At 38.8% G+C, this 25,004-nt stretch carries 21 protein-coding genes and 1 tRNA gene; 8 read left to right on the forward strand and 14 right to left on the reverse strand.

Going from position 1 to position 25,004, the window contains the following annotated elements:
• Positions 1–30: 30 nt before the first annotated feature.
• The 3 genes from ABFU83_RS04125 to ABFU83_RS04135 all read right to left on the reverse strand — a co-directional run bounded on the left by ABFU83_RS04125 (position 31) and on the right by ABFU83_RS04135 (position 4,839).
• The gene (locus ABFU83_RS04125) at positions 31–2,421 is read right to left on the reverse strand and encodes a 3-hydroxyacyl-CoA dehydrogenase/enoyl-CoA hydratase family protein (RefSeq protein WP_347069174.1); all 2,391 of its coding nucleotides are present in this window, start codon (positions 2,419–2,421) and stop codon (positions 31–33) included.
• Positions 2,422–2,491: 70 nt separating this feature from the next.
• The gene (locus tag ABFU83_RS04130; RefSeq protein ID WP_347069175.1) at positions 2,492–2,944 is read right to left on the reverse strand and encodes a MarR family transcriptional regulator; all 453 of its coding nucleotides are present in this window, start codon (positions 2,942–2,944) and stop codon (positions 2,492–2,494) included.
• 116 nt (positions 2,945–3,060) lie between these two features.
• Positions 3,061–4,839, reverse strand: coding sequence for an AMP-dependent synthetase/ligase (locus ABFU83_RS04135; protein ID WP_347069177.1), 1,779 nt, complete (start codon positions 4,837–4,839; stop codon positions 3,061–3,063).
• A 132-nt stretch (positions 4,840–4,971) separates the two neighbouring features.
• Between ABFU83_RS04135 and ABFU83_RS04140 the strand changes: the two genes are divergently transcribed.
• The 3 genes from ABFU83_RS04140 to ABFU83_RS04150 all read left to right on the forward strand — a co-directional run bounded on the left by ABFU83_RS04140 (position 4,972) and on the right by ABFU83_RS04150 (position 8,338).
• Positions 4,972–6,894, forward strand: coding sequence for a sulfatase-like hydrolase/transferase (locus tag ABFU83_RS04140; protein ID WP_347069178.1), 1,923 nt, complete (start codon positions 4,972–4,974; stop codon positions 6,892–6,894).
• Positions 6,895–7,016: 122 nt separating this feature from the next.
• The gene (locus tag ABFU83_RS04145) at positions 7,017–7,499 is read left to right on the forward strand and encodes a hypothetical protein (protein WP_347069179.1); all 483 of its coding nucleotides are present in this window, start codon (positions 7,017–7,019) and stop codon (positions 7,497–7,499) included.
• A 140-nt stretch (positions 7,500–7,639) separates the two neighbouring features.
• Positions 7,640–8,338: a DUF1826 domain-containing protein gene (locus ABFU83_RS04150; protein WP_347069180.1), complete on the forward strand. Its 699-nt coding sequence runs from the start codon at positions 7,640–7,642 to the stop codon at positions 8,336–8,338.
• Between the two features lie 142 nt (positions 8,339–8,480).
• On the opposite strand, the gene ABFU83_RS04155 is transcribed toward ABFU83_RS04150, so the two are convergent.
• From ABFU83_RS04155 to ABFU83_RS04175, 5 genes are all read right to left on the reverse strand, one after another.
• Positions 8,481–8,562: transfer RNA gene (locus ABFU83_RS04155), tRNA-Tyr, on the reverse strand.
• Between the two features lie 160 nt (positions 8,563–8,722).
• The gene (locus ABFU83_RS04160; RefSeq protein WP_347069182.1) at positions 8,723–9,841 is read right to left on the reverse strand and encodes a TlpA disulfide reductase family protein; all 1,119 of its coding nucleotides are present in this window, start codon (positions 9,839–9,841) and stop codon (positions 8,723–8,725) included.
• A 132-nt stretch (positions 9,842–9,973) separates the two neighbouring features.
• Positions 9,974–11,389 carry an MBL fold metallo-hydrolase gene (locus ABFU83_RS04165; protein ID WP_347069183.1) on the reverse strand — a complete coding sequence of 472 codons (1,416 nt, stop codon included), beginning with the start codon at positions 11,387–11,389 and terminating at the stop codon, positions 9,974–9,976.
• 61 nt (positions 11,390–11,450) lie between these two features.
• A complete protein-coding gene (locus tag ABFU83_RS04170; RefSeq protein WP_347069184.1) occupies positions 11,451–12,251 on the reverse strand; it encodes a sulfite exporter TauE/SafE family protein in 801 nt (266 codons plus the stop codon).
• Between the two features lies 1 nt (position 12,252).
• Positions 12,253–12,885, reverse strand: coding sequence for a Crp/Fnr family transcriptional regulator (locus ABFU83_RS04175; protein WP_347069185.1), 633 nt, complete (start codon positions 12,883–12,885; stop codon positions 12,253–12,255).
• A 332-nt stretch (positions 12,886–13,217) separates the two neighbouring features.
• Here ABFU83_RS04175 and ABFU83_RS04180 point away from each other — a divergent pair, with 332 nt between their 5' ends.
• A complete protein-coding gene (locus ABFU83_RS04180) occupies positions 13,218–15,230 on the forward strand; it encodes a TonB-dependent receptor (RefSeq protein ID WP_347069186.1) in 2,013 nt (670 codons plus the stop codon).
• Between the two features lie 546 nt (positions 15,231–15,776).
• Positions 15,777–17,051 (forward strand): Glu/Leu/Phe/Val dehydrogenase, encoded by a 1,275-nt coding sequence (locus ABFU83_RS04185; RefSeq protein WP_136401890.1) that lies wholly within the window; start codon positions 15,777–15,779, stop codon positions 17,049–17,051.
• A gap of 60 nt (positions 17,052–17,111) precedes the next feature.
• Here the strand turns inward: ABFU83_RS04185 and ABFU83_RS04190 are convergent, their stop codons facing one another.
• Positions 17,112–17,492, reverse strand: coding sequence for a DUF423 domain-containing protein (locus ABFU83_RS04190; protein WP_347069187.1), 381 nt, complete (start codon positions 17,490–17,492; stop codon positions 17,112–17,114).
• A 107-nt stretch (positions 17,493–17,599) separates the two neighbouring features.
• On the opposite strand from ABFU83_RS04190, the gene ABFU83_RS04195 reads away from it, so the two are divergent.
• Both ABFU83_RS04195 and ABFU83_RS04200 read left to right on the forward strand, forming a co-directional pair.
• Positions 17,600–18,151: a hypothetical protein gene (locus ABFU83_RS04195; protein WP_347069188.1), complete on the forward strand. Its 552-nt coding sequence runs from the start codon at positions 17,600–17,602 to the stop codon at positions 18,149–18,151.
• A 135-nt stretch (positions 18,152–18,286) separates the two neighbouring features.
• Positions 18,287–18,664, forward strand: coding sequence for a YchJ family metal-binding protein (locus tag ABFU83_RS04200; RefSeq protein WP_347069189.1), 378 nt, complete (start codon positions 18,287–18,289; stop codon positions 18,662–18,664).
• A 2-nt stretch (positions 18,665–18,666) separates the two neighbouring features.
• Here the strand turns inward: ABFU83_RS04200 and bla are convergent, their stop codons facing one another.
• The 4 genes from bla to pyrE form a co-directional block, all read right to left on the reverse strand.
• Entirely contained in the window at positions 18,667–19,563 is an 897-nt protein-coding gene (gene bla, locus ABFU83_RS04205; RefSeq protein ID WP_347069190.1) for a class A beta-lactamase, subclass A2, read from the reverse strand.
• 162 nt (positions 19,564–19,725) lie between these two features.
• Positions 19,726–21,255 carry a hypothetical protein gene (locus ABFU83_RS04210; RefSeq protein ID WP_347069191.1) on the reverse strand — a complete coding sequence of 510 codons (1,530 nt, stop codon included), beginning with the start codon at positions 21,253–21,255 and terminating at the stop codon, positions 19,726–19,728.
• 194 nt (positions 21,256–21,449) lie between these two features.
• Positions 21,450–21,842, reverse strand: coding sequence for an SRPBCC family protein (locus ABFU83_RS04215; protein WP_136401883.1), 393 nt, complete (start codon positions 21,840–21,842; stop codon positions 21,450–21,452).
• Between the two features lie 33 nt (positions 21,843–21,875).
• A complete protein-coding gene (gene pyrE / locus ABFU83_RS04220) occupies positions 21,876–22,523 on the reverse strand; it encodes an orotate phosphoribosyltransferase (protein WP_136401882.1) in 648 nt (215 codons plus the stop codon).
• A 7-nt stretch (positions 22,524–22,530) separates the two neighbouring features.
• Between pyrE and ABFU83_RS04225 the strand changes: the two genes are divergently transcribed.
• Positions 22,531–23,133 (forward strand): NUDIX domain-containing protein, encoded by a 603-nt coding sequence (locus tag ABFU83_RS04225; RefSeq protein ID WP_347069193.1) that lies wholly within the window; start codon positions 22,531–22,533, stop codon positions 23,131–23,133.
• 25 nt (positions 23,134–23,158) lie between these two features.
• On the opposite strand, the gene ABFU83_RS04230 is transcribed toward ABFU83_RS04225, so the two are convergent.
• Positions 23,159–24,892, reverse strand: coding sequence for a M14 family metallopeptidase (locus ABFU83_RS04230; protein ID WP_347069194.1), 1,734 nt, complete (start codon positions 24,890–24,892; stop codon positions 23,159–23,161).
• Positions 24,893–25,004 lie beyond the last annotated feature (112 nt).

The following is a 25,004-nucleotide window of genomic DNA, read 5'->3' on the forward strand; positions in this document are numbered from 1 at the left end:
GATGTTAAGTGCTACTCAAATCCATATGGATTAATTACGAAGCGGTTTTCCTTTGGTTAACATAAACTGAATACGCTCCAGTGTTTTTCTTTCGGTACAAAGCGAAAGGAAAGCCTCGCGCTCTAAATCCAATAGATATTGTTCGTTTACCAATGTTGGTTCGGATAAATCACCTCCGGCCATTACATAAGCCAGTTTGTTGGCAATTTTCTTATCGTGTTCGGAGATATATTTTCCGGCTTCCATACTGTCGGTTCCTACTAAAAACATTCCCAGTGCCTGTTTACCAAGTACTTTGATGTCTTTGCGTTTTACGGGTTGTGTATAACCGGCTTCAGCCATTACTAAAGCGTGTTTTTTAGCTTCGGCAATCTGACGGTCTTTGTTGACTACCACGACATCTTTTCCTTTTTGAAGGATTCCTAAATCGTAGGCTTCATAGGCTGACGTAGCTACTTTGGCCATACCGATGGTTAGGAAATATTCCTGTAATACGTTTAACTCAACATCGTTTTTGTGGAACGTGTCGGCAGCACGTAAAGCCATTTCTTTCGATCCGCCTCCGCCTGGAATAACCCCAACACCAAACTCTACCAGTCCGATATAGGTTTCGGCTGCGGCAACCACTTTGTCGGCATGCATACTCATTTCACATCCACCACCTAAAGTCATTCCGTGTGGCGCTGCAATAACCGGAATTCCGGAATAGCGTACACGCATCATCGTATCCTGGAAGGCTTTGATCGCCATGTTTAATTCGTCGTATTCCTGTTCTACGGCCATCATAAAAATCATTGCCAGATTGGCACCTACGGAGAAGTTGGCCGCCTGGTTACCAATTACCAGACCGTTATACTCTTTTTCGGCCAGGTCGATGGCTTTGTTGATTCCCTGAATCACACCACCGCCAATGGAGTTCATTTTAGACTGGAATTCGATGTTGATAATTCCATCGCCCAGGTCTTGAATCACAGATTCGCTGTTACTCCATATTTTTTTGCTTTCGCGGATGTTGTTCAGGATGATAAAAGCATCTTGTCCCGGTACTTTTACCTGAGATTTGGATGCGATATTGTAATAATGCGTGATACCGTCTTTAACAGTGTAGAAACTGTCGTTTCCGGAAGCCAGCATTTCGGTTACCCAGGCTGCCGGAGTCAATCCTTCAGCTTGCATCAGTTCGATACCTTTGGCTACACCGATAGCGTCCCAGATTTCAAACGGACCGTTTTCCCATCCGAATCCGGCTTTCATCGCATCGTCAATTTTATAAAGATCGTCTGAAATTTCAGGGATTCTATTGGAAACATAGGCAAACATTGCCGTAAAATTTTTACGGTAGAATTCACCGGCTTTGTCTTTTCCTTTTACGAGGACTTTAAAGCGGTCGATCGGTTTATCGATCGTTTTGGTTAATTCCAATGTCGCAAATGAGGCTTTTTTGGCCGCGCGGTATTCTAATGTATCTAAATCTAAAGATAGAATGTCTTTGTCTACTTTTTTATAAAAACCTTGTCCGGTTTTGCTTCCCAACCAGTTGTTGGTCATCATGGTATTGATAAAATCCGGAAGTTTGAACAGGTCGTGTGCTTCGTCCTGCGGACAGTTTTCGTATAAACCATTGGCTACGTGTACTAAGGTGTCCAAACCTACCACGTCTACGGTTCGGAAAGTCGCTGATTTTGGTCGGCCAATTACTGGTCCGGTTAGTTTGTCGACTTCTTCGATCGTTAGTCCCATGTCTTTTACCAGATGGAAAAGGCTCATGATTCCGAAGATTCCGATACGGTTACCGATAAATGCAGGAGTGTCTTTGGCGACTACCGAGGTTTTACCTAGGAATTTTTCGCCGTAATTGTTTAAAAAATCCAGTACTTCCGGGGCTGTTTTTGGTCCCGGGATGATTTCGAATAATTTTAAGTAACGGGCCGGGTTAAAGAAGTGGGTTCCACAGAAATGTTTTTGGAAATCTTCGCTGCGTCCCTCGCTCATAAATTTGATAGGAATTCCGGATGTATTCGAAGTGATAAGCGTTCCCGGTTTGCGGAATTGCTCGATTTGTTCGAATACTTTTTGTTTGATGTCCAAACGCTCTACTACTACTTCTATGATCCAGTCGACGTCTTTGATTTTGGCTAAATCGTCTTCCGTATTACCAGTTGTAATCCGACTGGCAAACTTTTGATCATAAATAGGGGAAGGTTTCGATTTTAAAGCGTTGGCAAGGTGTTCGTTAACCACCCGGTTTCGAACCACTTTACTTTCTAATGTCAATCCTTTTTTTTGTTCAGCATCGGTTAATTCTCTCGGAACAATATCCAGAAGTAATACTTCCACACCGATATTGGCAAAATGGCAGGCAATACCCGATCCCATAATTCCCGAACCAATAACCGCAACTTTTTTGATTAGTCGTTTCATTTGTAATTACTGTTTTCTTTGTTTGGATGATTTCAGGCGATTGCTCACCTGGAATCAATTAGTACTATAATTATTTAGAATCCTCTTCCGAATGGAAAATGGTTTTATCCAAAATTAATTCGTTGATGATCTCGGCAACTTCCATGAAGTGGTTGAGCTTTTCTTCGCTGATGTTTTGTTTTACGGTCTCATTGAATTTTAAAACGGTGGCTTTGGAAAGCTCGCGTTTTTCCTTTCCGAGTTTGGTCAGGTAGATTAATACACCGCGACCGTCAACCGGATTTTTTTTACGGATTATTAGTCCTTTATCTTCCATCGATTTTAAGGTTCGCGTTAAACTTGTCGCTTCCATTCCCATTTTGGGACCTAAAGCGGTCGATGGCGTTCCGTTTTCCCGATCGATGCTCAATAATGCAAATCCTGTGGCCATCGTGGCGCCATATTTGGTTGCCTCTTCGTTGTACATTCGTGCAACAGCTTGCCAGGTTGCGCGTAAAACATAATCAATTGTTTTATCTTTCATTTTTCTTCAGTGATTTCAAATATACAAAAAAAATACTATGCATGCATAATACTGTTGGATTAATTTTAAGTTAAATAAAAAAAAACTCCTCGGGTATGAGGAGTATCTTTATTTTTTTAAGAGTTCTGGTAGATTTTATCATAGAGATTCTGGTATTTCTCTTTGATGATCTTTCTTTTGAGTTTTAACGTTGGTGTAAGCTCACCTCCATCAATAGACCAGACATTTGCGGTGAGTTCAAATTTTTTGATTTGTTCCCAATGACCAAATTTTTTATTGATATGATCCACTTCTTCTTTGATTCGTTCGATAACCTGTTCGTTGGCTACGATCTCTTCGTTGGTGTTTCCTATGGCAAGGTGTTTTCTACTTGCCCATTCTTTTAGAAAGTCAAAACTTGGTTGAATAAATGCGGCCGGCATTTTTTCGCCATCACCGATAACCATAATCTGTTCGATAAAACGGGATTGCTTCATGGTGTTTTCGATAATCTGCGGCGCGATATATTTTCCGCCGGATGTTTTGAACATCTCTTTTTTACGGTCGGTTATTTTAAGGAAACCTTCGCTGTCGATCTCTCCAATGTCTCCAGTGTGGAAATAGCCGTTTTGTAGTGCTTCTGCGGTTTTCTCGTCATCTTTATAATAACCCATCATAATGCTTGGGCCTTTGCATAGGATTTCTCCGTCTTCGGCGATCTTTACTTCCAGGTTGTCCAGTACTTTTCCAACGGTGCCAATTTTGAATCCGCGGTTACGTTGATCATTTACGGCAATTACCGGAGATGTTTCGGTTAATCCGTAGCCTTCCATGATCGGAATTCCGGCTGCGGCAAAAACACGGGTTAGTCGCGGTTGTAAAGCAGCACTACCGGAAACCATCAGTTCCAGTTGTCCGCCTAAACCTTCCTGCCATTTGCTAAAGATCAGTTTGCGGGCAATGGATAGTTTCTTTTCATACCACCAGCCATTTTCACCATACGGCTTATAATGCAGTCCTAAATCGATCGCCCAGAAAAACAGTTTTTTCTTGATACCGCTTAAATCGGCTCCTTTGGCGTAGATTTTGTCGTATACTTTTTCCAGCAAACGCGGAACGGCTGTCATTACATGTGGTTTTACCTCTTTTAGGTTGTCGCTCATTTTGTCGATGCTTTCGGCAAAATAAATTGAGATACCGTAATATTGGTATAGGTATAAAATCATTCTTTCGAAAATATGACAAACGGGTAAGAAACTTAATCCGCGTGTGCTTCCGGCTCTCAATGGTACGCGTACCGAGCTGGCCAATACGTTCGAAACGATATTTTGGTGACTCAACATAACACCTTTTGGTCTTCCTGTTGTTCCGGAAGTATAAATTAAGGTCGCCAGATCGGTGGTAACAATACTGTTTTTCCGGTTTTCGACTTCCTGTTGGTTGCTTTCGTCTTTTCCTAATTCCAAAACTTCGGTCCAGTTTTTACAACCATCAATTACATTATAGGAGTAAATTTCTTTTAAGGAAGGTACATTGTGACGGATTGCATTTATCTTGTTGAAAACCTCGATATCGGAAATAAAGCAGTATTGCGCCTCAGAATGACCTAATATGTATTGGTAATCTTCTTCGGAAATGGTTGGATATACCGGAACAGTCTGGGCACCGGTTTGTAAAACCCCGATGTCGGTAATGTTCCATTCCGTTCTGTTATTGGACGAGATAATTGCAATTTTATCGTTTTTCTGGATTCCCATTCGCAATAGCGCTCTGGAAAGTGCATTGGCCTTATCCAGATATTCTTGGGTAGAAGTCTTAATCCATTCTCCATTATATTTGGTTACCAAGGCATCCGGCAGGTTGTATTTTTCCAGTTGATAGTATGGAAAATCAAATAAACGTGTAACGTCAGTCATGTTTTGCGCATTTAGTTACTGCAAATTATAAAAAAAACTCAAATCAAAAAATTTAAAATTCATAATTGTGGAAGCGGTATCGGTAATTTTGTAATTTTGATTCCTTTATAATTTTGATTTTGTAACTTTTATATGAATTCCAATTATCGTATCCAGGAATATAAGGCTTTATTCTACCGACTGTTTTTAGCGTATCTGTTCTATTTTGTCGCCCGCGTGCTATTCTTTGTTTATAATTACAAAATGCTGAAGGTGGATTCGGTTTCCGATTTTCTGGCTTTGGCGTATCACGGAATGGTTTTCGATACGGCGGCGATTTTGTATCTCAATGCATTATTTATCGTTTGTTCGATTCTTCCGTTGTGGATTACAACCAAAAAAGGATACCAGAAGTTTTTGTTCTATTTGTATTTTGTTTGTAACCTGATTGGATTTGCGACCAATTTTGTCGATTTTATCTATTATCGTTTTACCTATGCCCGTACCACTATTGCTATTATGGATATCGTGAAAAACGAATCAAATAAAGGGAATATGTTTTCGCGTTTTATTGTGAGCTACTGGCATGTATATGCGTTGTTCTTTTTGTGTGCGATCCTTTGGGTTTATCTGTATAAAAAGGTGAGAGTAAAAGAGGTGCAACACGAAAATAAACTAAAATACTTCGTGTCGTCGATTTTAGGATTGGTTACCATTGCGGTTCTGGCTGTAGGTGGAATCCGAGGTGACTTTAAAAAGAGTACGCGTCCGATTAATATTGTAGATGCCAATCGCTATGTAACGAAGCCGGAACACGCCGATATTGTACTGAATACACCTTTTGCGGTTATTCGTACGATGGGAACCACCAGTTTTAAAAAGGTGGATTTAGTGTCGCCGGAAGTAGTGCAACGCGAATTGGAACCAATTAAACAGTATCGTAATAATCCGAAAACCAAACCGAATATTGTCATCTTTATAACCGAAAGTTATGGAAGAGAGTATATCGGTGCCTTTAATAAGGATACTAAAATTCCGGGATTTGTAAGTTATACGCCGTTTATTGATTCACTGGCGCAGCACAGTCTTATTTTTTCGAATGCTTTTGCAAACGGAAGTAAATCGATTCACGGAATGTCTTCGGTTTTGGCCGGGATTCCTTCTTTTCAGGATGCCTTTACCTCATCGCCGTATCCGAAACAGAAAATCCAGTCGCTGGTTTCGACTTTAAAAGAGGAGGGATACGATACGTCGTTTTTCCACGGCGCGCCAAACGGTTCGATGGGTTTCCTTGGATTTGGAAATATATTAGGCTTTGATCATTACTACGGTAAAACCGAATACAACAACGATGCCGATTTCGATGGTTCCTGGGGAATATGGGATGAGCCTTTCTTTCAATATATGAAGCAGACGTTTGATGCGAAAAAGCAACCGTTTATGGGGACTATTTTTACCGTATCGTCGCACGAGCCGTTTGTGGTTCCTGAAAAATTTAAAGGGAAGTTTCCAATGGGTACGGTGCCGATGCATCAGGTTGTAGGGTATACGGATTATGCGTTTAAAAAATTCTTCGAAGCGGCCAAAAAAGAACCATGGTTCCAGAATACGATTTTTGTAATCACAGCCGATCATTGTAATCAGGTGGCCTATGATGAATATGCTAAGGTGATTAACCGTTCGGCAGTGCCGATTCTGATTTACAAACCGGATGGTAGCTTGAAAGGAGAGAATAAGGAGTTGGCACAGCAAATCGATATTTATCCGACTTTATTGGATATGATCGGATACGATAAGCCATTCCGTAGCTGGGGAAGAAGTTTGATTGGTGAAAAAACGATTAAACCGTTTGTGATCAATTATAATGGAACGCAGTATCAGTTCCAGCGCGGTAATTATATTTGTTTGTTCGACGGTAAGAAAGCGACCGGGTTTTATGCGATTGCGGATAAAGGATTGGAGAAAAATCTGATTGCCAACCGAAATAAGGAAATGGATGAGTTGGAAGTAGCTTGTAAAGCATTTGTACAGGATTATTATGCTCGTATTATCGATAAGAAATTATACGCCGAATAAGGGCTTAAAAGGGATAAAAAAGGAGCTCCGGTGAAAACCGGAGTTTTTTTATGAAAAACACTTGTTATCGGAAAAGTACTACTATTGTGGTGGAATTTGTATATTGTCAAAAAAAATACACGATGGATACAATTAAAAAAGTCGAACGGGTAGAGGTGTTAATTGCAAAGCTACTGGAAAAGTATGCAGCCGAAGGTTCTAATATAAACCGGATTCCGTCACCTTTTATTCAGGAAGCGCTACGCTTAAAAGATACAGCTCCTTTTTTGGATATCGACAGTTATATGTACTTCCTGAGTGAGATGAGTGTTTTGATTCTTGATTTAGGTGATGGAGCGTATGCTACTTTTTACGGTCTGGATGATTGGGAAGAAGGTCTCAATATTTTTGATTATCCAATTCCGGAAGAAAATGGTTTCCATCTTGTTTTGGATATCTGTAATGCCGATGGAGCGATTACCTATTTCTCGTATAATTCTGAAAACGATAATGAGGATATTCTTTGGATCTCTACAAATGTAGAAGACGGTCCTTATACAAGATCGGATTTGAGTTTTATAGCGGTGTTACAAGCAATCCATGATAATAATTGGAATGTTGTATAACTGGGATTAAAGTGTCTTTAGATAAATAAAAAAAGGAACTCCGGTGAAAGCCGGAGTTTTTTTATGTTAAGAATTCCGTAGCTGATTACTATTGCATAGTTTTGTAATATAAGAAGTAATTAGCTTCTTACTGTTATACTATGAGTAATGTATTTTCTGATAGCGGGCAAATTGGATTAGTAGCTACTTTTTCAGAGCTTGTATATACCGATTTCAAAGGGGAAATGAACGCGCTATGCTGGTACAGAAATTTGGATGGTGATTTTAACGAAATTGTAACCCGTTTATCTTTAAAAGAAAATATTACGGAAGTGTATCCCGAAGATTTAATGGCGCTCCAGTTATCAGAAAAGGGAAATATAGCCAGGGAAATAATCCTGAATGATTTACAGTTATTAACTGATTTCGGAGCTGCACCTTCGCTGAATTTACTTAAGTGTTATGAGCGCGATGATGAATTTGATTTTATAGCGACGGATGTCTATTCGTTTCATGTGGATCGGTCGCCCATTGCAACCGATACTTTTCTGTGTACCTATCACGGAGCGGCAAGTGATATTGTTTCGAATGCGCAAGCCACGCAGAAAATTCAAATCCCGGAAATCCGAAAAAAGCTAAACGAACTGTATGATGGACCGCCGGATGGGTTTGAAGGTTTTTTAACGGAAAATTATTTTGATTTGCATTATCAGTTACATGCAAATGCAGAACCGGTTAATTTAGGAATCGGACATCTTTGGCGATTGGCTGTTGATCATCCAAAACAACAAGTATTACCGTGTATACATAGAGCGCCAATAGAAAAGGAAGGGGAATATCGGTTGTTGCTGATTTGCTGAGGAGATTCAAGGCTGAGTCTCTTTTTTTATTGGAACTAAAAACGGGTACAGCTAAAAATAATTGGAGAGGAAGTGGGTTTACCGTTTTAATGGAAATGATAACCGATATAAAATAAAAAACCCGGATGGGTATCCGGGTTTGTGGGGAGAGCAGGATTCGAACCTGCGAAGACTTAGTCAGCAGATTTACAGTCTGCCCTCGTTGGCCGCTTGAGTATCTCCCCATTGGCTAACCAAGTGTTTCCTTGATTAATTCGAGTGCAAATATAGGACTGTTTTTTTAGTATGCAAACTTATTTCTAATATAATTTCTGACTTTTTTTTAAGCCGTTGTTGTTGAGGTAAATAAAAAAATCCCCGTACGGGGATTTTTGTGTCAGGGCTTTATTTTGCTGCTAAAAGCTCCATTATTTTTGCTTTTAATTCGGCACCTCTAAGGTCTTTTGCTACAATTTTTCCGGAAGCATCCAGAATAAAGGTTTGCGGAATCGATTTTACATTATATTTTTCGGCAATAGGATCCTGCCAGAATTTTAAATTGGAAACCTGTGTCCAGGTTAATTTGTCTTTTGCAATCGCTTCTTTCCATTTGTCGGCTTCTTTGTCTAACGAAACACCGATGATGTTTAAACCTTGTGGGTGTAGTTCGTTATATAAAGCCACTACAGCTGGGTTTTCCGCACGACATGGACCACACCAGGAAGCCCAGAAATCGATGATTGTTACTTTTCCTAAGGACTCTTTTAACGATACGGTTTTTCCTTCCGGGTTTGGAGCCGAGAAATCAGGTGCTGCTTTACCAACCTGTACCGCAGTTTGTTTGTCTAAAAAGTCTTTAATGGTTTTTCCGTGCTTGTTGTCTTTAGCTTCGGGTGTAAGTAATTTATAATACTTTTCGATTTTGTCAACCGGTAATGACTGATAAATCGTGAAGTTTTCCAATAACATAACCGATAAGAACGATTCCGGGTGTTGTTGAATGAAATCTTCCGATTTTTTGTTTAAAGCATCCTGAAATACCATGTATTCTTTTCTCAGACTGTTAACAGTAACCGTATCCTGAGATTGCTGTGCCATTGCCATCTTTTGATTGTTGGCAATTTGGAAGGCCTGCATTTTTTTGAAAATCGGTTTTGATTCGTCGTTATATTTTTGGAACTGATCATTAGTAACGGTTCCGGTAACGCGGGAATTACGGATAGAATCTTTTACAAAATCGACTTTGATTGTTCCGTTTTCCAATATAAAAGGTACCATGTCACCGATGTCCTGGATTCTTAGGAAACAAAATTCCGGTTTATCGGCGATTCCTTTAAATTCGAATTTTCCGTCTTTAATTTTTACGGTGTCTTTTGAGATGGGACCTAATTCACTTTGCGTCGCAATAATAACCATTTTGTCATTATCCACTCCTTTTGCTTCTCCGGAAATGGTAAAACCATTGTCTTTTTTACAAGAAGCAAATACAGCAGCAACAGACAGTACTAAAAAAAGTTTCTTCATTGTTATTTTTAATTTGTTATGCTACAAATGTATTTAAAAACTGATTAAAAGTAGTCGTTAAATAGATTATTTTTAACAGTTGGATATACAAAGCCCCAAAATCATATTGCTCGGATTTTGGGGCTTTTGTATTTAGTTTTGTGTGGAAGGACAGATAAATTTGGTCAGTGCTACAGGAGTATTCCGAATTCCGGATATTCCTTTTTCAATATTAATGATATTGTGATAGCCTCTGGCTTTTAAAATGGAAGCCATAATCACCGAACGGTAACCACCGGCACAATGCAGGTAAAAATCACTTTCTGTAGGTACTTCAGCCAATTGATTGTTTACAAAATCCAATGGAATATTGATTGCTCCCTCTACGTGTTCGGCACTGAACTCTCCCGGTTTTCGGGCGTCAACGATCGGCAGTTTGCCAGTGTCTTTATCGGTTGCAAATTGCTCCGGTGTGATCGAAACAATACTGTCGGTCTCAAAACCGGCTGCTTTCCAGGCTTCAAGTCCGCCTTTTAGGTAACCATGACAATTGTCAAATCCTACACGCGACAGTCGGGTGATGGCTTCTTTTTCTTTTCCTTCCGATACAATTAATAGGATCGGTTGTTGTACATCCATAATTAAGGCGCCTACCCATGGAGCAAAGTTTCCTTGTAGACCAATAAAAATGGATCCCGGAATATGTTCTTTTACAAATTCGCTTTCATGACGTACATCCAATAGTAAAGCTTCCAACTGACCAGCCATGGCTTTGAATGCTACCGGGCTAAGTGCGGTATCGGCTTTGGCCATTACCGTCTCGAGGCTGTCATAACCCTGAATGTTCATCAATACATTCTGTGGAAAATAGGCCGGAGGTGCTCCCAAACCATCCAAAAGTTCCGAAATGAATTCGTCTTTGGTCATATCTGCACGTAAGGCATAGTTCACTTTTTTCTGATTCCCAAGCGTATCGGTAGTTTCTTTACTCATATTTTTACCACAAGCACTTCCGGCTCCGTGATTCGGATATACAATCAAATGATCCGGTAATGGCATGATTTTATCGCGTAATGAGTCGTATAACATCGAAGCCAGTTTTTCCTGTGTTAAATCGGATACCAGTTTCTGAGCAAGATCCGGACGTCCCACATCACCAATAAATAAGGTGTCTCCGGTTATGATACCGTGCATTTCTCCTTTTTCATTCAATAATAAATAACAGGTACTTTCCAACGTATGTCCGGGCGTATGAATGGCTTTTACCGTATAGTTCCCGATTTTAAATTCCTGACCGTCTGTGGCGATTGTCGCTTCAAAACCAGGTTGTGCGGTAGGACCGTATACAATTGTAGCACCGGTTTTTTGTGCCAGATCCAAATGTCCGGAAACAAAATCGGCATGGAAATGGGTTTCAAAAATATACTTGATTGTTGCGTTATCTTTGGTGGCTTTATCAATATAAGGCTGTACTTCGCGAAGCGGATCAAAAATGGCTGCTTCGCCATTGCTCTCCAAATAATAGGCGGCGTGAGCAATACATCCGGTATAAATCTGTTCTATTTTCATAATTGCATTTTTTATTTTGTGTAAAGATAAGAGGTTGCTTTTTTTTGAAAAGTGACTTTTGTCACAAATGAAAACTTTCCTTAAGCAGAATATAAACCGCCATTAGAAGGACAAACCAGCCAAAACCTTTTTTTAATTGTGTTTCGTTAATAAACCTGTTCAGGTAAATCCCTGCAAAGATACCGAAAACCGATACCAAAGAAAAAGTTAAAAGAAACGTCCAGTCGGCATTTAGATTTTCCAGATCTCCTGTAAAACCGATTAAAGAGTTTATAGCGATGATCAGTAAAGAAGTACCAACCGCTTTTTTCATCGGAAGTTTAGCGAAGAAAACCAGGGACGGGATGATTAAAAAACCGCCACCGGCACCAATTAATCCAATGACCACTCCAATCAAAAAAATCTGCGGAATGAGTAGGAGAAAATTATTTTTTGAGGTGCTCGTTTCAGTTTCATCGGCGTTTGCTTTTTTTCGAAGCATGGCCAATGCCGCGAGAAACATAATAATCGCAAAAAATCCCATCAAAAAGGTATCTTTTGACAATGTGATAAAATCTGTTTTTATAAGCGTATTCGGTAGCGCCGGAACTAAAAAACGACGCGTAAGGAAGACCGCAATAAACGAGGGTATTGCAAATAAGAAAGCGGTTTTAACAGCAACCATTCCTTTAAAATAGTTGCGAATGGCCCCGAAACCGGAAGTTGTGCCAACAATAAACAGGGAATAGGCTGTAGCCGTAACCGGCGGAATTCCCAAAAGATAAACCAGTACCGGAACCGTTAGAATGGAACCGCCACCACCAGTTAGTCCTAAAATCAATCCGATGCAAAGCGCACCGATATATCCGAAAAACGATTCCATTTTAAAAAACAAGAATTTCGATTTTGTTACGATGTAATTTGATTTTTTGCTCGTCCTGTAAGCGTTTTAGTAAGCGAGAGATTACGACCCGTGAAGTATGCATTTCGGAAGCGATTTCCTGATGCGTTGTACTGATTTCGGTGGTACCCAATACTTTTGCTTTGTCGGTGATAAATTTATACAGGCGTTCGTCCAGATTCATAAAGGCAAGTGTGTCGATGGCTTCCAGCATTTCCATCAAACGGGCGTTATAACTTTCGAATACAAAATTCCGCCAGGTAGGGTATTTTACGATCCATTCTTCCATTTTAGCAATGGGAATCAGGACCATTTCACCATCGGTTTCGGCAATAGCGCGGATTTTACTTTTGTTTTTTCCCATGCAACAACTCAATGTCATTGCGCAGGTATCGCCCCGTTCTAAAAAATAAAGTAACAGTTCATCCCCATTGGAATCTTCTCGCATGATTTTGATGGCGCCTTGTAAGAGGAGTGGCATCCATTCTATATTTTCTCCTATTTCTATAAGATAGTCGTCGGCTTTGAATTTTTTATAACTGGAAATCGAGTTGATTTCTTCCAGCAGGGCTTCTTCAAAAATGAAGTCGTACGATTCGAATAAGAGTGCTTTCATATAGTATTTTTTGTAAAGGTATCTTTTTGAAGCGAAACTTGATGTAACATTTGTTTCAAAAGAATCGGGTACCATGGGTTTATATCCCGATTTATTTTTATCTTTATCAAATGCAATGAATTGCGCAGAAAACCTACCATCAGGCATTTTTTCCTCCCGACGCCTGTTTCCCCAAAATAAATACAATAAAGAATAACGGATGCGCTATCCTTATAACGCTTTCGATCCCCATTGCTATGCCGTTTTTGTTACTCCTGTATTTCCCAAATCATACGCAGCATAAATGATATTGTCATTGGTAAATGTGTACTAGTAATAAATAACAATAACGTATGAGTAAAACGACACTTTTTGTATTGATTATGATGATTCCGTTTCCAGGTAAAGCCCAGAATCCGGTTTCGAACCAAAAAATGACCGCCGATTCGATAACGCCTGCTTTTTTTCAATTGGGTGAAGTACAAATAACCACCTTTAGGAAAAGTGTAATCAAAGATCGGGTCAGTCAGGTTGCGATGGAAACCTATAACAAGATAGAAGTAGGACGCGCTTTACATTTGTTGGCAGGTGTGAACCTTACGGCATCCGGACCAAGAAATGAATCGATGGTTTCGATTCGGGGATTTGACCTTCGTGCCGTTCCGGTATATATGGACGGAATTCCGGTTTATGTTCCCTATGACGGTTATGTGGATCTCGCCCGATTTACGACTTTCGATCTTTCGGCTATTGATGTTTCCAGGGGATTTTCGTCCCTGCTTTACGGACCAAATTCTCTGGGTGGTGCTATTAATCTGATTTCAAAAAAACCTTCGGAAAAAATAGAATATAGTGGTGCTTTAGGGATGATCAATACTAATGGCTCCCGTGGGGATCTGAATATTGGTTCGAATTTAGGGAAATACTATTTTCAGGCGGGATATTCCTATTTACATCGCGATAGTTATCGTATGGCTTCCGGTTTCCACGCTCGTCCGAATGAGGATGCTGGTGAACGGGATAATTCGTTTCGTACGGATCAGATGATCAGTTTTAAAGCCGGATGGACACCCAACGAACGACATGAATATGTGTTGGGCTATCGCTATCAGAAAGGTGAAAAAGGAACACCGGTTTATGTTGGAGATGATCAACTGAATCCGCTTTTGGCCAAACCCCGTTTCTGGCAATGGCCTGTCTGGGATAAGGAAACGTATTATTTTTTATCGGATACGAAGCTAAGTGCTACGGATTATATCAGGAGCAGGATTTATTATGATACATTTAAAAATACACTCAACAGTTATGATGATGCGTCCTATACGACACAAACCAAACCTTATGCTTTTCAAAGTCTTTATGATGATTATACCTATGGTGGAAATGTTACGTTTGGAACGGCCGTTATCCCTGAAAATTTATTGAAATTCTCAGTCCATTATAAAAGTGATATCCATCGGGAACACAATAGTAACGAACCGGTTCGGAATTTTAAAGATAATACCGTGAGTTTTGCTATGGAAAATACCTATACGGTTACCAGAAAGCTAATACTTATTCCCGGGATTGGCTATAGCATCCGAAAAAACGACGCTGCCGAAGATTATAACAGTACGACTCAGATGGTTTCTGATTTTGAAAAAACCGGAGCCAGTACAGCCTGGAACGGACAATTAGGAGCCTTTTATAGTTTTAAAGAAAATCAAAAAGCAAGTTTTACAATAGCACATAAAACACGTTTTGCAACTATTAAGGATCGGTACTCCTACAGAATGGGGACGGCAATTCCAAACCCGGGACTTAAACCGGAAAAAGCGGTCAATTATGATTTGTCCTATTCCGGTGTGTTTTTTAAGGCGCTATCCATGCAGCTTTCGGTATATTATAGTCATCTTACCGACGCTATTCTTAGTGTAAATAACGTAACGCCGGGTAAATCGCAAATGCAAAATACCGGAGCAGCCGAATTTATGGGAATGGAAATAACTTTTAAATATGATTTCCGGGAAAAGCTGTCTGTGGGAGGTAATTACTCCTATATACAAAGGCATAATAACACCAATCCGGCTGTTTTGTTTACGGATATTCCCGATACAAAAGTATTTCTGTATACGCAGTATAAGCCGATAAAACCGATACGGTTACTAGCCAGTACTGAATTTAATGCATCGCGAAACAGTACAAGCTACGGAACCAAAGCAGCGGATTTTACGCTTGTAAATACGACAGTATCGGCCCGGTTATGGCAGTATATGAGTATTGAAGCCGGGATTAATAATGTTTTTGATAAAAATTATAGGTTAGTCGAAGGATATCCGGAAGAAGGCCGGAATTTTTTTGTGACACTTCGGATTTTTAAGAACTAAAAAAAGACCGGTTGCTGAGGCCGGCCTTTCGTTTTAAATAAAACCTGATAAATAAAAAAAATGAAAGTATAAGTGTCAATTATCAATAAACCGGATTCGTTTGTCATTAATACGTACGCACCGATATGAATTCTGACTGGTAATCGTTACAAATGAAAAACATATTCTAAAAACGAATAATTTTTTGCCTGAAAAGTAAAGCTATTTGCGCTAAAAATACCGGATTATTTTAGAAGGAATGGCGTGAATAAAAGATACCTACAACAGGTTTACTTGAAAAAGGAATAAACCAGACATTATATAGACCGAAACAGACACTCTTTTTAGCCGTCGCGATTCACTTTTTATTGTAAGAGCACTTCCCTTTGTGTCGAATTATAAAAGCTACAATTTTGGGAGTTGGAAAACAGGTCTAAATGCCGTTTAAATTATGTTAATTTATTGGGTAATTCGTTTTTGCTTCAATTTTAATACTATATATTTGTATGCTTTTTTACAGAGCAATCTAACAAACAAACAAAAGTAAGTTGTAAATTATTAAATAGTATGGCAACAGCACAAAAGCCGAAGGCTAGCATGTATGAAAATGTTAAGAATCAGTTTGAAAAAGCTGCTTCTGTGATGGGACTGGATGAGACTGTTAAAAAAATCCTTTCTGTTACGAATAACGAAATTGTTGTTCATTTTCCGGTGAAAATGGATAACGGAACAGTCGAAATGTTCACAGGGTACAGAGTACAACACAATAATGTTTTAGGTCCTTACAAAGGAGGTTTGCGTTATCACGCAACGGTTGACATCGATGCTGCAAGAGCATTGGCTACCTGGATGACATGGAAAACATCTTTGGCCGGCCTTCCGTATGGAGGTGGTAAAGGTGGTATCCAATTGGATCCGAAAAAATATTCACAAGGCGAATTAGAGCGTATCACGCGTCGTTTTGCGTATGCATTAGGAGATAATATTGGTCCGGAGCATGATATCCCGGCACCGGATGTGAATACCAATGCACAAATGATGGCTTGGATTGCTGATACCTATATGTCGACAAAAGCACCGGCTGAGCGTTCTAAAAACCAACACGTTGTTACAGGTAAGCCTGTAGGATCAGGAGGTTTGGAAGGTAGAGACCGTGCTACTGGTTTTGGTGTAGTAGTAACATTGGAATCTTGGGCTAAATTAAGAGGAACTTCTTTAGAAGGTAAAAAATATATCGTTCAGGGGTTTGGTAACGTAGGATACTGGGCAGCTCACTTTATGAATAAAAACGGAGCTATCCTTGTTGGTGTTCAGGATGCAACCGGAACGATTTACAACCCGGAGGGAATTGATCCGGAAGCTTTATTGCGTTTCCAGGCCGATAACAATACCATTTCCGGATACAAAGGTACTCAGGATTATAAAGCAGATGAATTCTTTGGAATTGACTGTGATATCGTGATCCCGGCTGCTTTAGGTAACCAGATTACTGCAGAAAACGCTGATTCTATCAAGGCTCAGGTTATCGCTGAAGGAGCTAATGGTCCTATCGATACCGATGGTGAAACAATCTTATTAGCAAAAGGAATCGAAATTATTCCAGACATCTTATGTAACTCAGGAGGTGTAATCGGAAGTTATTTCGAGTGGTTACAAAACCGTAACGGAGAAATCTGGACTATGGATGACGTAATCATCAAATTAAGAAAAAAACTGGAAGATGCATTCAGCAAAGTAGTTTTAACGGGAAGTCAGTATAAAACAGACTGGAGAACGGCTGCTTATGTTCAGGCATTAGCCCGAATTGAAATGGCATACAAACAAAGAGGTATTTTCCCATAATTGGGTAGAACATATTATAAGAAAAGGGGCTGACTCACTTTTGAGTCAGCCCCTTTTTATTTATTTGATCAGGTGACTTAGTGCCATACAAAACCATCCGAAAAATAACAGCAAACCACCAATTGGCGTTATGGGACCGAGAAATTTTAATTTTTTACCGCCAATGCTGCTCAGGCATAAACCGTAAATGCTAAATGAGAATAAAAACGTACCAATTATAAAAAAACAGGCTGTCAGAGTTTCAATTGTTTTTGAAAAAGTGAATAGATTGCTGATAAAAACCAATGCCAATGCATGGTACATCTGGTATTTTACTCCGGTTTCAAAACTGTTGAGCGATTTGGTACTTAGTTTCTTTTGTAGGATATGTGCTCCAAAAGCTCCGAAAATAACGGCTAAACCGCCATAGCAGGCACCAATAGTGAGTATGGTCTCTTTCATAATTGTTCGTTGTTTGGTGGGAAAGTAGTTTTAGTATTACAAATATAAGCGGGAGAAGCCAAACCACCAATTAAAATTCTTAAATCTGCATTTAGTATCTTTGCCGGATGAACGGGAAAGTGTACAATAAAAACAATTTTTTTAAGCATACCTTTTGTATTTTTAAGGAGGTTGCTCCCGATGCGGTACAAGAAAAAAAGTTTCATTATACGAGTAAATCGGGTAGTAGTTATTGTTTTACAGAGGAAGGTGTATACCGAAATTCCAACCATTGGGGAAGAGCGGCCAATTGTCGTTGGCGTTTAGTGCCTTTGGAAGATGGAAAAACGAACAATAGTGTCGCCAAAACCGGCTATGCCAAATGGACGGATTTTTATCCGAATAATGAAACCGAAAATTTGTTTTATATCGAATGGAATCCCGAAACCGATGCCATTCATTTCCAACATAAATCGAACCCGGAATACAACGGTAAGGCCGTTTTGCGCAATGCTGCCGAAACCACCAAACGTATACAATTGATCAAAAAACTTTTGGAAACCGATAGCTGGGCCGATTATCTTAAGTATGACGATTTTGAGGCTTTACGAAAAACGATAACGGAAGCTTTGATCACCACCAATAAAACCCTGCAACAAATCAAACAACCCTTTTTGTAATGAGTCGGCAAAATCAAGAAAATCGAAAAAAGCACAGTAAAAAAATCAACGAAAAACGGTTGCGGGAACAACGTTCGGAATCCGATCGTAAAGCAAAACTAAAATTGATTCTGCAAAAATTTAATTCCGATACTAATGAATCCTAATTGTTATTGCGGGAATCCGATTCCGTTTTCCGACTGTTGCGAACCGTATATTAAAGGAATTAAAGCGGCGCCTACTGCCGAAACACTAATGCGTTCCCGGTATTCGGCCTATGCGGTTCATGCGATTGAGTACCTACTCAAAACGACGCATATTTCACAACGTAAATACCATTCGAAAAAAGACATCGAACAATGGGCGGTAACCAACCAATGGGTAAAACTGGAAGTCCTTCAATCCACCGAAAAAACAGTGGTGTTTAAAGCCTATTTTCTGGATGCGGCGTTACAGCCACAGGTGCATCATGAAAAATCTACTTTTAAACAACAAAACGGGCATTGGTTTTATGTAGACGGAAAATTCTACTAAAACTATTTCTTAATGGAATAATGATCGAATACGGCTTTGGATACCCGAGCGATAATCGCATTGTTGGTTGTATCGTCTTCCATGGAGTCTTTTACGAATACGGCTATGGCGTAGGTTTGTCCGCCGGGTAGAAAAACAATTCCGATATCGTTTTCGGCTGCTTTTAAACCTTCTTTACTGCGGAAGGAACTACCGGTTTTATGCGCCACAAGTATATCTTTAGGCAAAAGACCTTTTATCTTATCCGGGCCGGTTTTGGTGCTCAACATTACATTTAGCAAATAATCATAGGAAGTAGGGGAAAGGATTTTCATCTGATAAAATTGCTGTAGCAATTGTACGGCCGCCCATGGTGATGTTGTATTGAGATACTGATTTTCCCATTTTTGGTGCATTTCTTCTTCCGTAGCAGCAATACGCGTGTCTTTTATTTTTAGGTTTTTGATATAACGATCTACTTTTTTGGTGCCACCGGCGAGTCGGAATAGGATATCACAGGCATTATTATCGCTTAGGGAAACCATATAACTTAAAAGTTCGCTTAGTTTGATGTTAATATTACCATACGGGTAATTTTCGCGAAGCGGACTATGGGTGTTTTCTAATAATTCGGATTTTTTTACAAAAATCTCCTGATCCAGTTTTAACGTGCCTTTGTCAACCAGATGTAAAACAGCCAGTGCGACATGAAATTTATACACACTCAGCGTTGGATAATCCGGTGTGTTGTTAAAGGTTACTGTATCTTTTGTCGTAAAATTATACACGGCAATACCAATGGTCACTTTTTTATCTTTTACAATTTCCTGGAATTGCGCTTTTAATCGGTTGGTTTGTGCTAATAGGCTGCTTCCGAAGAAGAAAACGAGAATAACCGGTAAAATTTTAAAGAATTTCATGCTTGAGTAGGATTGAGTATAACGTTTTGGTCTTCGCGACTGTAGTAGAAATTGAATCTGAGTTAACTTTTTTTGTAATAATGTAGTTAGTACAGGTGAAGTGTGATTCTATAACTTATATGAGTAATAGAGTAAAAAACACTGTTAATAGCAGTATTAATCTTATTCTCTATTCTCTTTTAGGTTAAGGGCTCTGACCAATCCTTCGTGAACTCGATATTCTGATGATGCAAGAAAGCCCTGTGAAGGATAAAAGCATTTAAATCTCCACTCTGTAGAACTTCCAAGTTTGAAACCTATGATAGAATTGTCAAATAAGAATTTTAAGTATTCAAAAATTTCGGAACTATTAGTGGCAGGTCTAAGTTTTTTTAATTCAACTTCAAACTCAGTAGTTGTAAAATTAGTAGATGCATTATTTCTTAAACTATTTAATAAGTCTGCTATAATTGGATTCTGAACACTCCATTCATCTAATATTTCTTGCCTTAACCATTCTGAATACCCAGGTTCAGCATTATAAATAGATGCTGAATCAATAGTTGTGAAAAATACTTCTGTGTCACCAAAAGGATCGTTTGCTTTATCTTTCATAGCATCAAGAATTCGACTTAAAAAAGCAATAACATCTCTAGGTCTCATCATTGTACGTTTTATGATGTAGTTAAATGGCTTTGCTCTTTGACGCATTTCTTTATTTTCAAAAAGATTTTCTGTATCTGAGAATAAATCTATTCCATTTTCTTGTGCAAAATGATTTACTCTAGCTAATATCATTTTTTGTATGGAGTTTCTATTCCAATGTAATAGTTCTCCACAATCTTCTCTGAGTTTATTTGAATCATTTAAGCTTAAAACTTCGAATATGTCTTCACGTAAAAATATTATGGGTCGTAAAAATCCTTTGTATTGGATTGTTAATGAATCGCATGCACTTACAAGACCTGCAATTACTTTTTTTGATGAATCATATGAGACTTCGTCCCATGCTTCATCAACTTTATCAAAGCATATGAAAATTCTAAAGTCTTTATTCTTAACAGATTGAAGAGCATTGTCTAGAAAGTTAATAAGATTTTCTATGTTTTCGGATAAGGACTGTTGGAGTGATTTATTACTTTTTACCTCATCGAATTCAATCTCTCCTCCTCCGAGTTCAAAAGAATCTAATGAACCTGATTCTAAATCAACGCCAGCTTTCGGTAATGAGAATTTAGATAATGATAAAATCTTTTTACCAATTATTTGATAAATTGTAGGAACTGGTGAATCAAATAATTTTTCTAATATTTTGTGAGCTCTATCAATTTTCTGAGGAATTGGTTGCTTTTTATTCTTGAAGTGTTCAGTTATACATTTGATTGCCTCTACAAGAATAACAAATTTCCAAGATTGACGATAAGAATGCGATTCTGCTTTGTCGCTATTTGTTAAAAGTGAATGGATATTCCAATTGTAATTGTCAAATGACAACGGAATTAAAACGTCATTGTCATTAATTGTATGATTTGGGTTTTCAGTCAAATATTTGAAGACAGCAGTTTTACCAGCTCCTTTTCTTCCTAATATCAAAAAGGATAAATTATCACTAACAATTTTTCTCAATACTCCATTATCGTAAAAATATTTTATAAGTAACTCATCTCTTTCTGCTGATACTTTTCCGAAGTCTAACCAATCAATTAAATTCATATGATGTATTTTTATGTAAAAATATAAATGTTTTTAATTTAACATGATATATTCTTACAAAGTTGTTAACATAGGTTTAAGTACTGCCACTAACATATAAGTTAAATAATTCTGAATATTTGTCCTGTGAAGATTTAATAAAAAAGCCTTTTAGCAGAAAACTAAAAGGCCTTATAATTTTATATATCGAACGATTATAGCTTATTCATATTTCCGGCTAAGGTTTCGATAAATTTACCGATAGGTCCTTTTACCATCATGGCCATCATCGGGTTAAATTCGCCTGTAAATAGCAATTGAACTTCCGAGGTATTTGCCGTTAACGTGTTGATGTTAGCGGTTAACGTAAAAGGTAATTTGTCGCTCGCTGCTCCTAAAACAACTTTGTTGGGCGCCACTTTATCTTTCATTTTTAATTTGATTTCCGGCATACCTTTTAATCCGAAGATAAAAGCGTTTTCATCCAATACTTCGAATTTAGCAATGTTTTCGGGCATTAATTTCTCAAAGTTTTTTACATCGGTAAGCGCATCAAATAAATACTGAGCGGATTTTTCTACGTTAACTTTTGGGCTTTCTAAATTCATATTCTGTATTGGTTTTTTGCTAAATTAGGTTTATTACACTTCGATTCCCCAGGTGGAAGGGTTCTGACGCCATTCTTTTAGGGTTTCGTGTTCTTCTTCGGTGATGTATTTTTTTTCAACAGCCGCTTCCAAAAGCGTGTCGTAATTTCCAAGCGTATAAAGGTCGACATTGGCCGCTTTAAAATTATCCTGAGCCAAATCAAAACCATAGGTAAAGATGGCCACCATTCCTTTTACATTCGCTCCGGCTTCTTTTAAGGCTTCAACGGCCATTAAACTACTTTTTCCGGTACTGATCAGGTCTTCGATAACCACTACGTTTTGTCCTTTTTGTAAAAAACCTTCCACCTGATTCTGACGACCGTGTTTTTTAGGTTCCGGGCGTACGTAAACGAAAGGAAGTCCAAGGTATTCCGCTACCAGTATTCCAATACCAATAGCTCCGGTTGCCACTCCGGCAATCACATCGGGCTTGCCAAATTCTTTTTCAATATGTTTGGCAAATTCGTCACGGATATAATTCCGGATCGGTGGAAATGAAAGCGTTATACGGTTATCGCAATAAATTGGCGATTTCCATCCAGAAGCCCATGTAAAAGGATTTTTTGGATTTAATTTAATTGCGTTTATTTGTAAAAGCAATTCGGCAGTTTTTTTAGCTGTGTCTGTATTAAAAATCATAGTACAAATGTATAAAGTTTTTGTGAACGACAAACCACTTTTCTTGACAAATCAAATTGTTAAAGAAACCGATTTTCAGCTTTTTCTTTTGGAAAGTGTGGATATCAAGCAAGTTATTGTAAAAATGTTTCAGAATAAGATTCCAAAAGCTTTTTTGTATTATCCTGATGAAAAGGAAATTATGAAAAAACTAAAAGCCAAAATTCCGGTGGTAAAAGCCGGTGGCGGATTGGTTTACAATAAAAAAGGCGAGGTGCTTTTTATCTTCCGGAACGGGAAATGGGACCTGCCAAAAGGAGGCATCGAAAAGCGGGAGGAAATCGACGAAACAGCCATCCGTGAAGTAGAGGAGGAAACCGGCGTAACCGGTTTGAAGATTGTGCAAAAACTGCAAAAAACCTATCATATTTTTAAACGAAACGGTCGTTATAAATTAAAAGTGACCCATTGGTTTGAAATGAAAACGGATTTTGATGGTATTCCGAAGGGTCAGATTGAAGAAGGTATCGAAAAAGTCGCCTGGTTAAAACCGAATGAAATCAAAGAAGCACTGACCAATTCCTATGAAAACATCAAATTATTGTTCGAAACCGAAAAGGTAACTGAATAAAAAAAGCCGGAATCTCCGGCTTTTTTTAATGTACAATGCGATAAACTGGATATTGCATATGTGATTTTTCGTAGTATTTCGAATTGCGGTAGACCCAATCCAGTTGCGCTTCGCCGCTATTTTCAAATTTAGGGTCGCTTTTTCGCTTTTCGTCCAGTGCTTTTTTCAGTTCCGGATTGTCCAGTAGCAATTGCTTGGCCACATCTTCAAAAACATAAGGCGAATAGTATTCCTTTTGCTGTAAAATCGCATCAAAGAAATTCCAGTTAAAATACGAATCTACGGCTTCGGGTTCCAAAGTTTCCAATAGGAATTTGACATTCTTTTGTTGCGTTGGAATCAGAAAATCTCCTTTTTTAAAAGCTTGTTTTACCGTGGTTTTCACGACATTGGTATTCGAATGGGCATAATGACCTTCGAAAGCAGAATTTCCGGTTTTATAATCGGCTATTCGATAGCTTTCAACCGTGATAATACTATCCTGTTGCAGGCGTTTCATGGCGATATTGTTGAGTTGTAGCAAATCGGTTACATTCCACCATTGTTTCGGAATGACGTAATATTCCGGAATAGTGACCTGTTTTTTCGGTTTATAAAGCTCATAATACGGAATCATTTTTTTGAAAGGTTTACTCCGATCATAATACAAACGCAGTTTGCCCGAAACGTCGCTTGGTTTGTAGTTGCCTTCATAACCCAAAAACGGAATCTGAGTCACTTTAGCCGAATCGATTTCCCATTCTACCGTATATTTTGCATTGGGTTTATAAGCTTCCAGGGTTTCCCGGCGGATGTTTTTTATCGTCTGATAATGCGCGTCTGTATAACGAAGCGTACTCAACATATAGTCGTACGTCACTTTTACGCGATCGCTGTATTTTTTTAGCATATGGGTTTCGACCATAGCGCCAAATGAATTGAATAAAGACGCATAACCGGTCGAAAAACGAGCGGTTTCCATATTTTTAGCAAAACCGTTTTCCGGTGTTTTATTGTAAATGTTCACATAAGGTACCGGTTCTATTTTTTTGGATTGCAGGTCTTTTAAAATGGCCGGGTACATTTCGCTGTTAAAATAGGTTCCGGCTTTTCCGCCTAATTTCTGATAGTGTGTCGCAATATAGGTTAGTGTATACTGGTAATCAGCACCGTTACTGACATGGTTGTCGATAAAAACATCCGGATAAACCAATTGGAAGATTTCAGCAAAACTGCGGGCGTTTCGGGTATCCGATTTGATAAAATCCCGGTTCAGATCATAATTGCGGGCATTACCACGAAAACCAAAAGATTCCGGCCCGTTTTGGTTGACACGCGACGTGGAATTCCGGTTTAGCGCACCACCGATATTATAAATCGGAATCGTTACCACAACCGTATTTTTTGGAAGCGCAATTTTTCCGGTGGCCAGATCGCGGAACAGCATCATCGTGGCATCAATACCGTCGGGTTCTCCGGGATGAATTCCGTTGTTGATCAAAAGAATGGCTTTGTCTTTTTGAAGCGATGGAAAGTCAAAAGATTTTCCGGGGTTAAAAGTTACGATATGCAATGGTTCGCCGCTGTCGGTTAATCCCATCGTTCGCATGGAAACGCTTTCAAAGTTTTGGTCCAGCATTTCATAGTAAGCTATGGTTTCTTCGTAGGTAGCCGTCTGATTTCCATTGCCTTTTTCGTAGGGTGTTGCATACTTTTGCTGTGCCAGTAATGGAAGGCATTGTAGCAAAAAAAGAAATACAATTTTATATGTTTTTTTCATTCGAATAGTGCGGTTTATACTTTTTGTATTTGTTCGTGGTAAAAGTAAGATTTATTGCGTTGTAAATTATCTGATTTTCGAATAAAAGGGGCACGTATTATTATTGAAATTA

It is taken from the genome of Flavobacterium sp. WV_118_3 (assembly GCF_039778605.1).
Taxonomy (GTDB): Bacteria; Bacteroidota; Bacteroidia; order Flavobacteriales; family Flavobacteriaceae; genus Flavobacterium.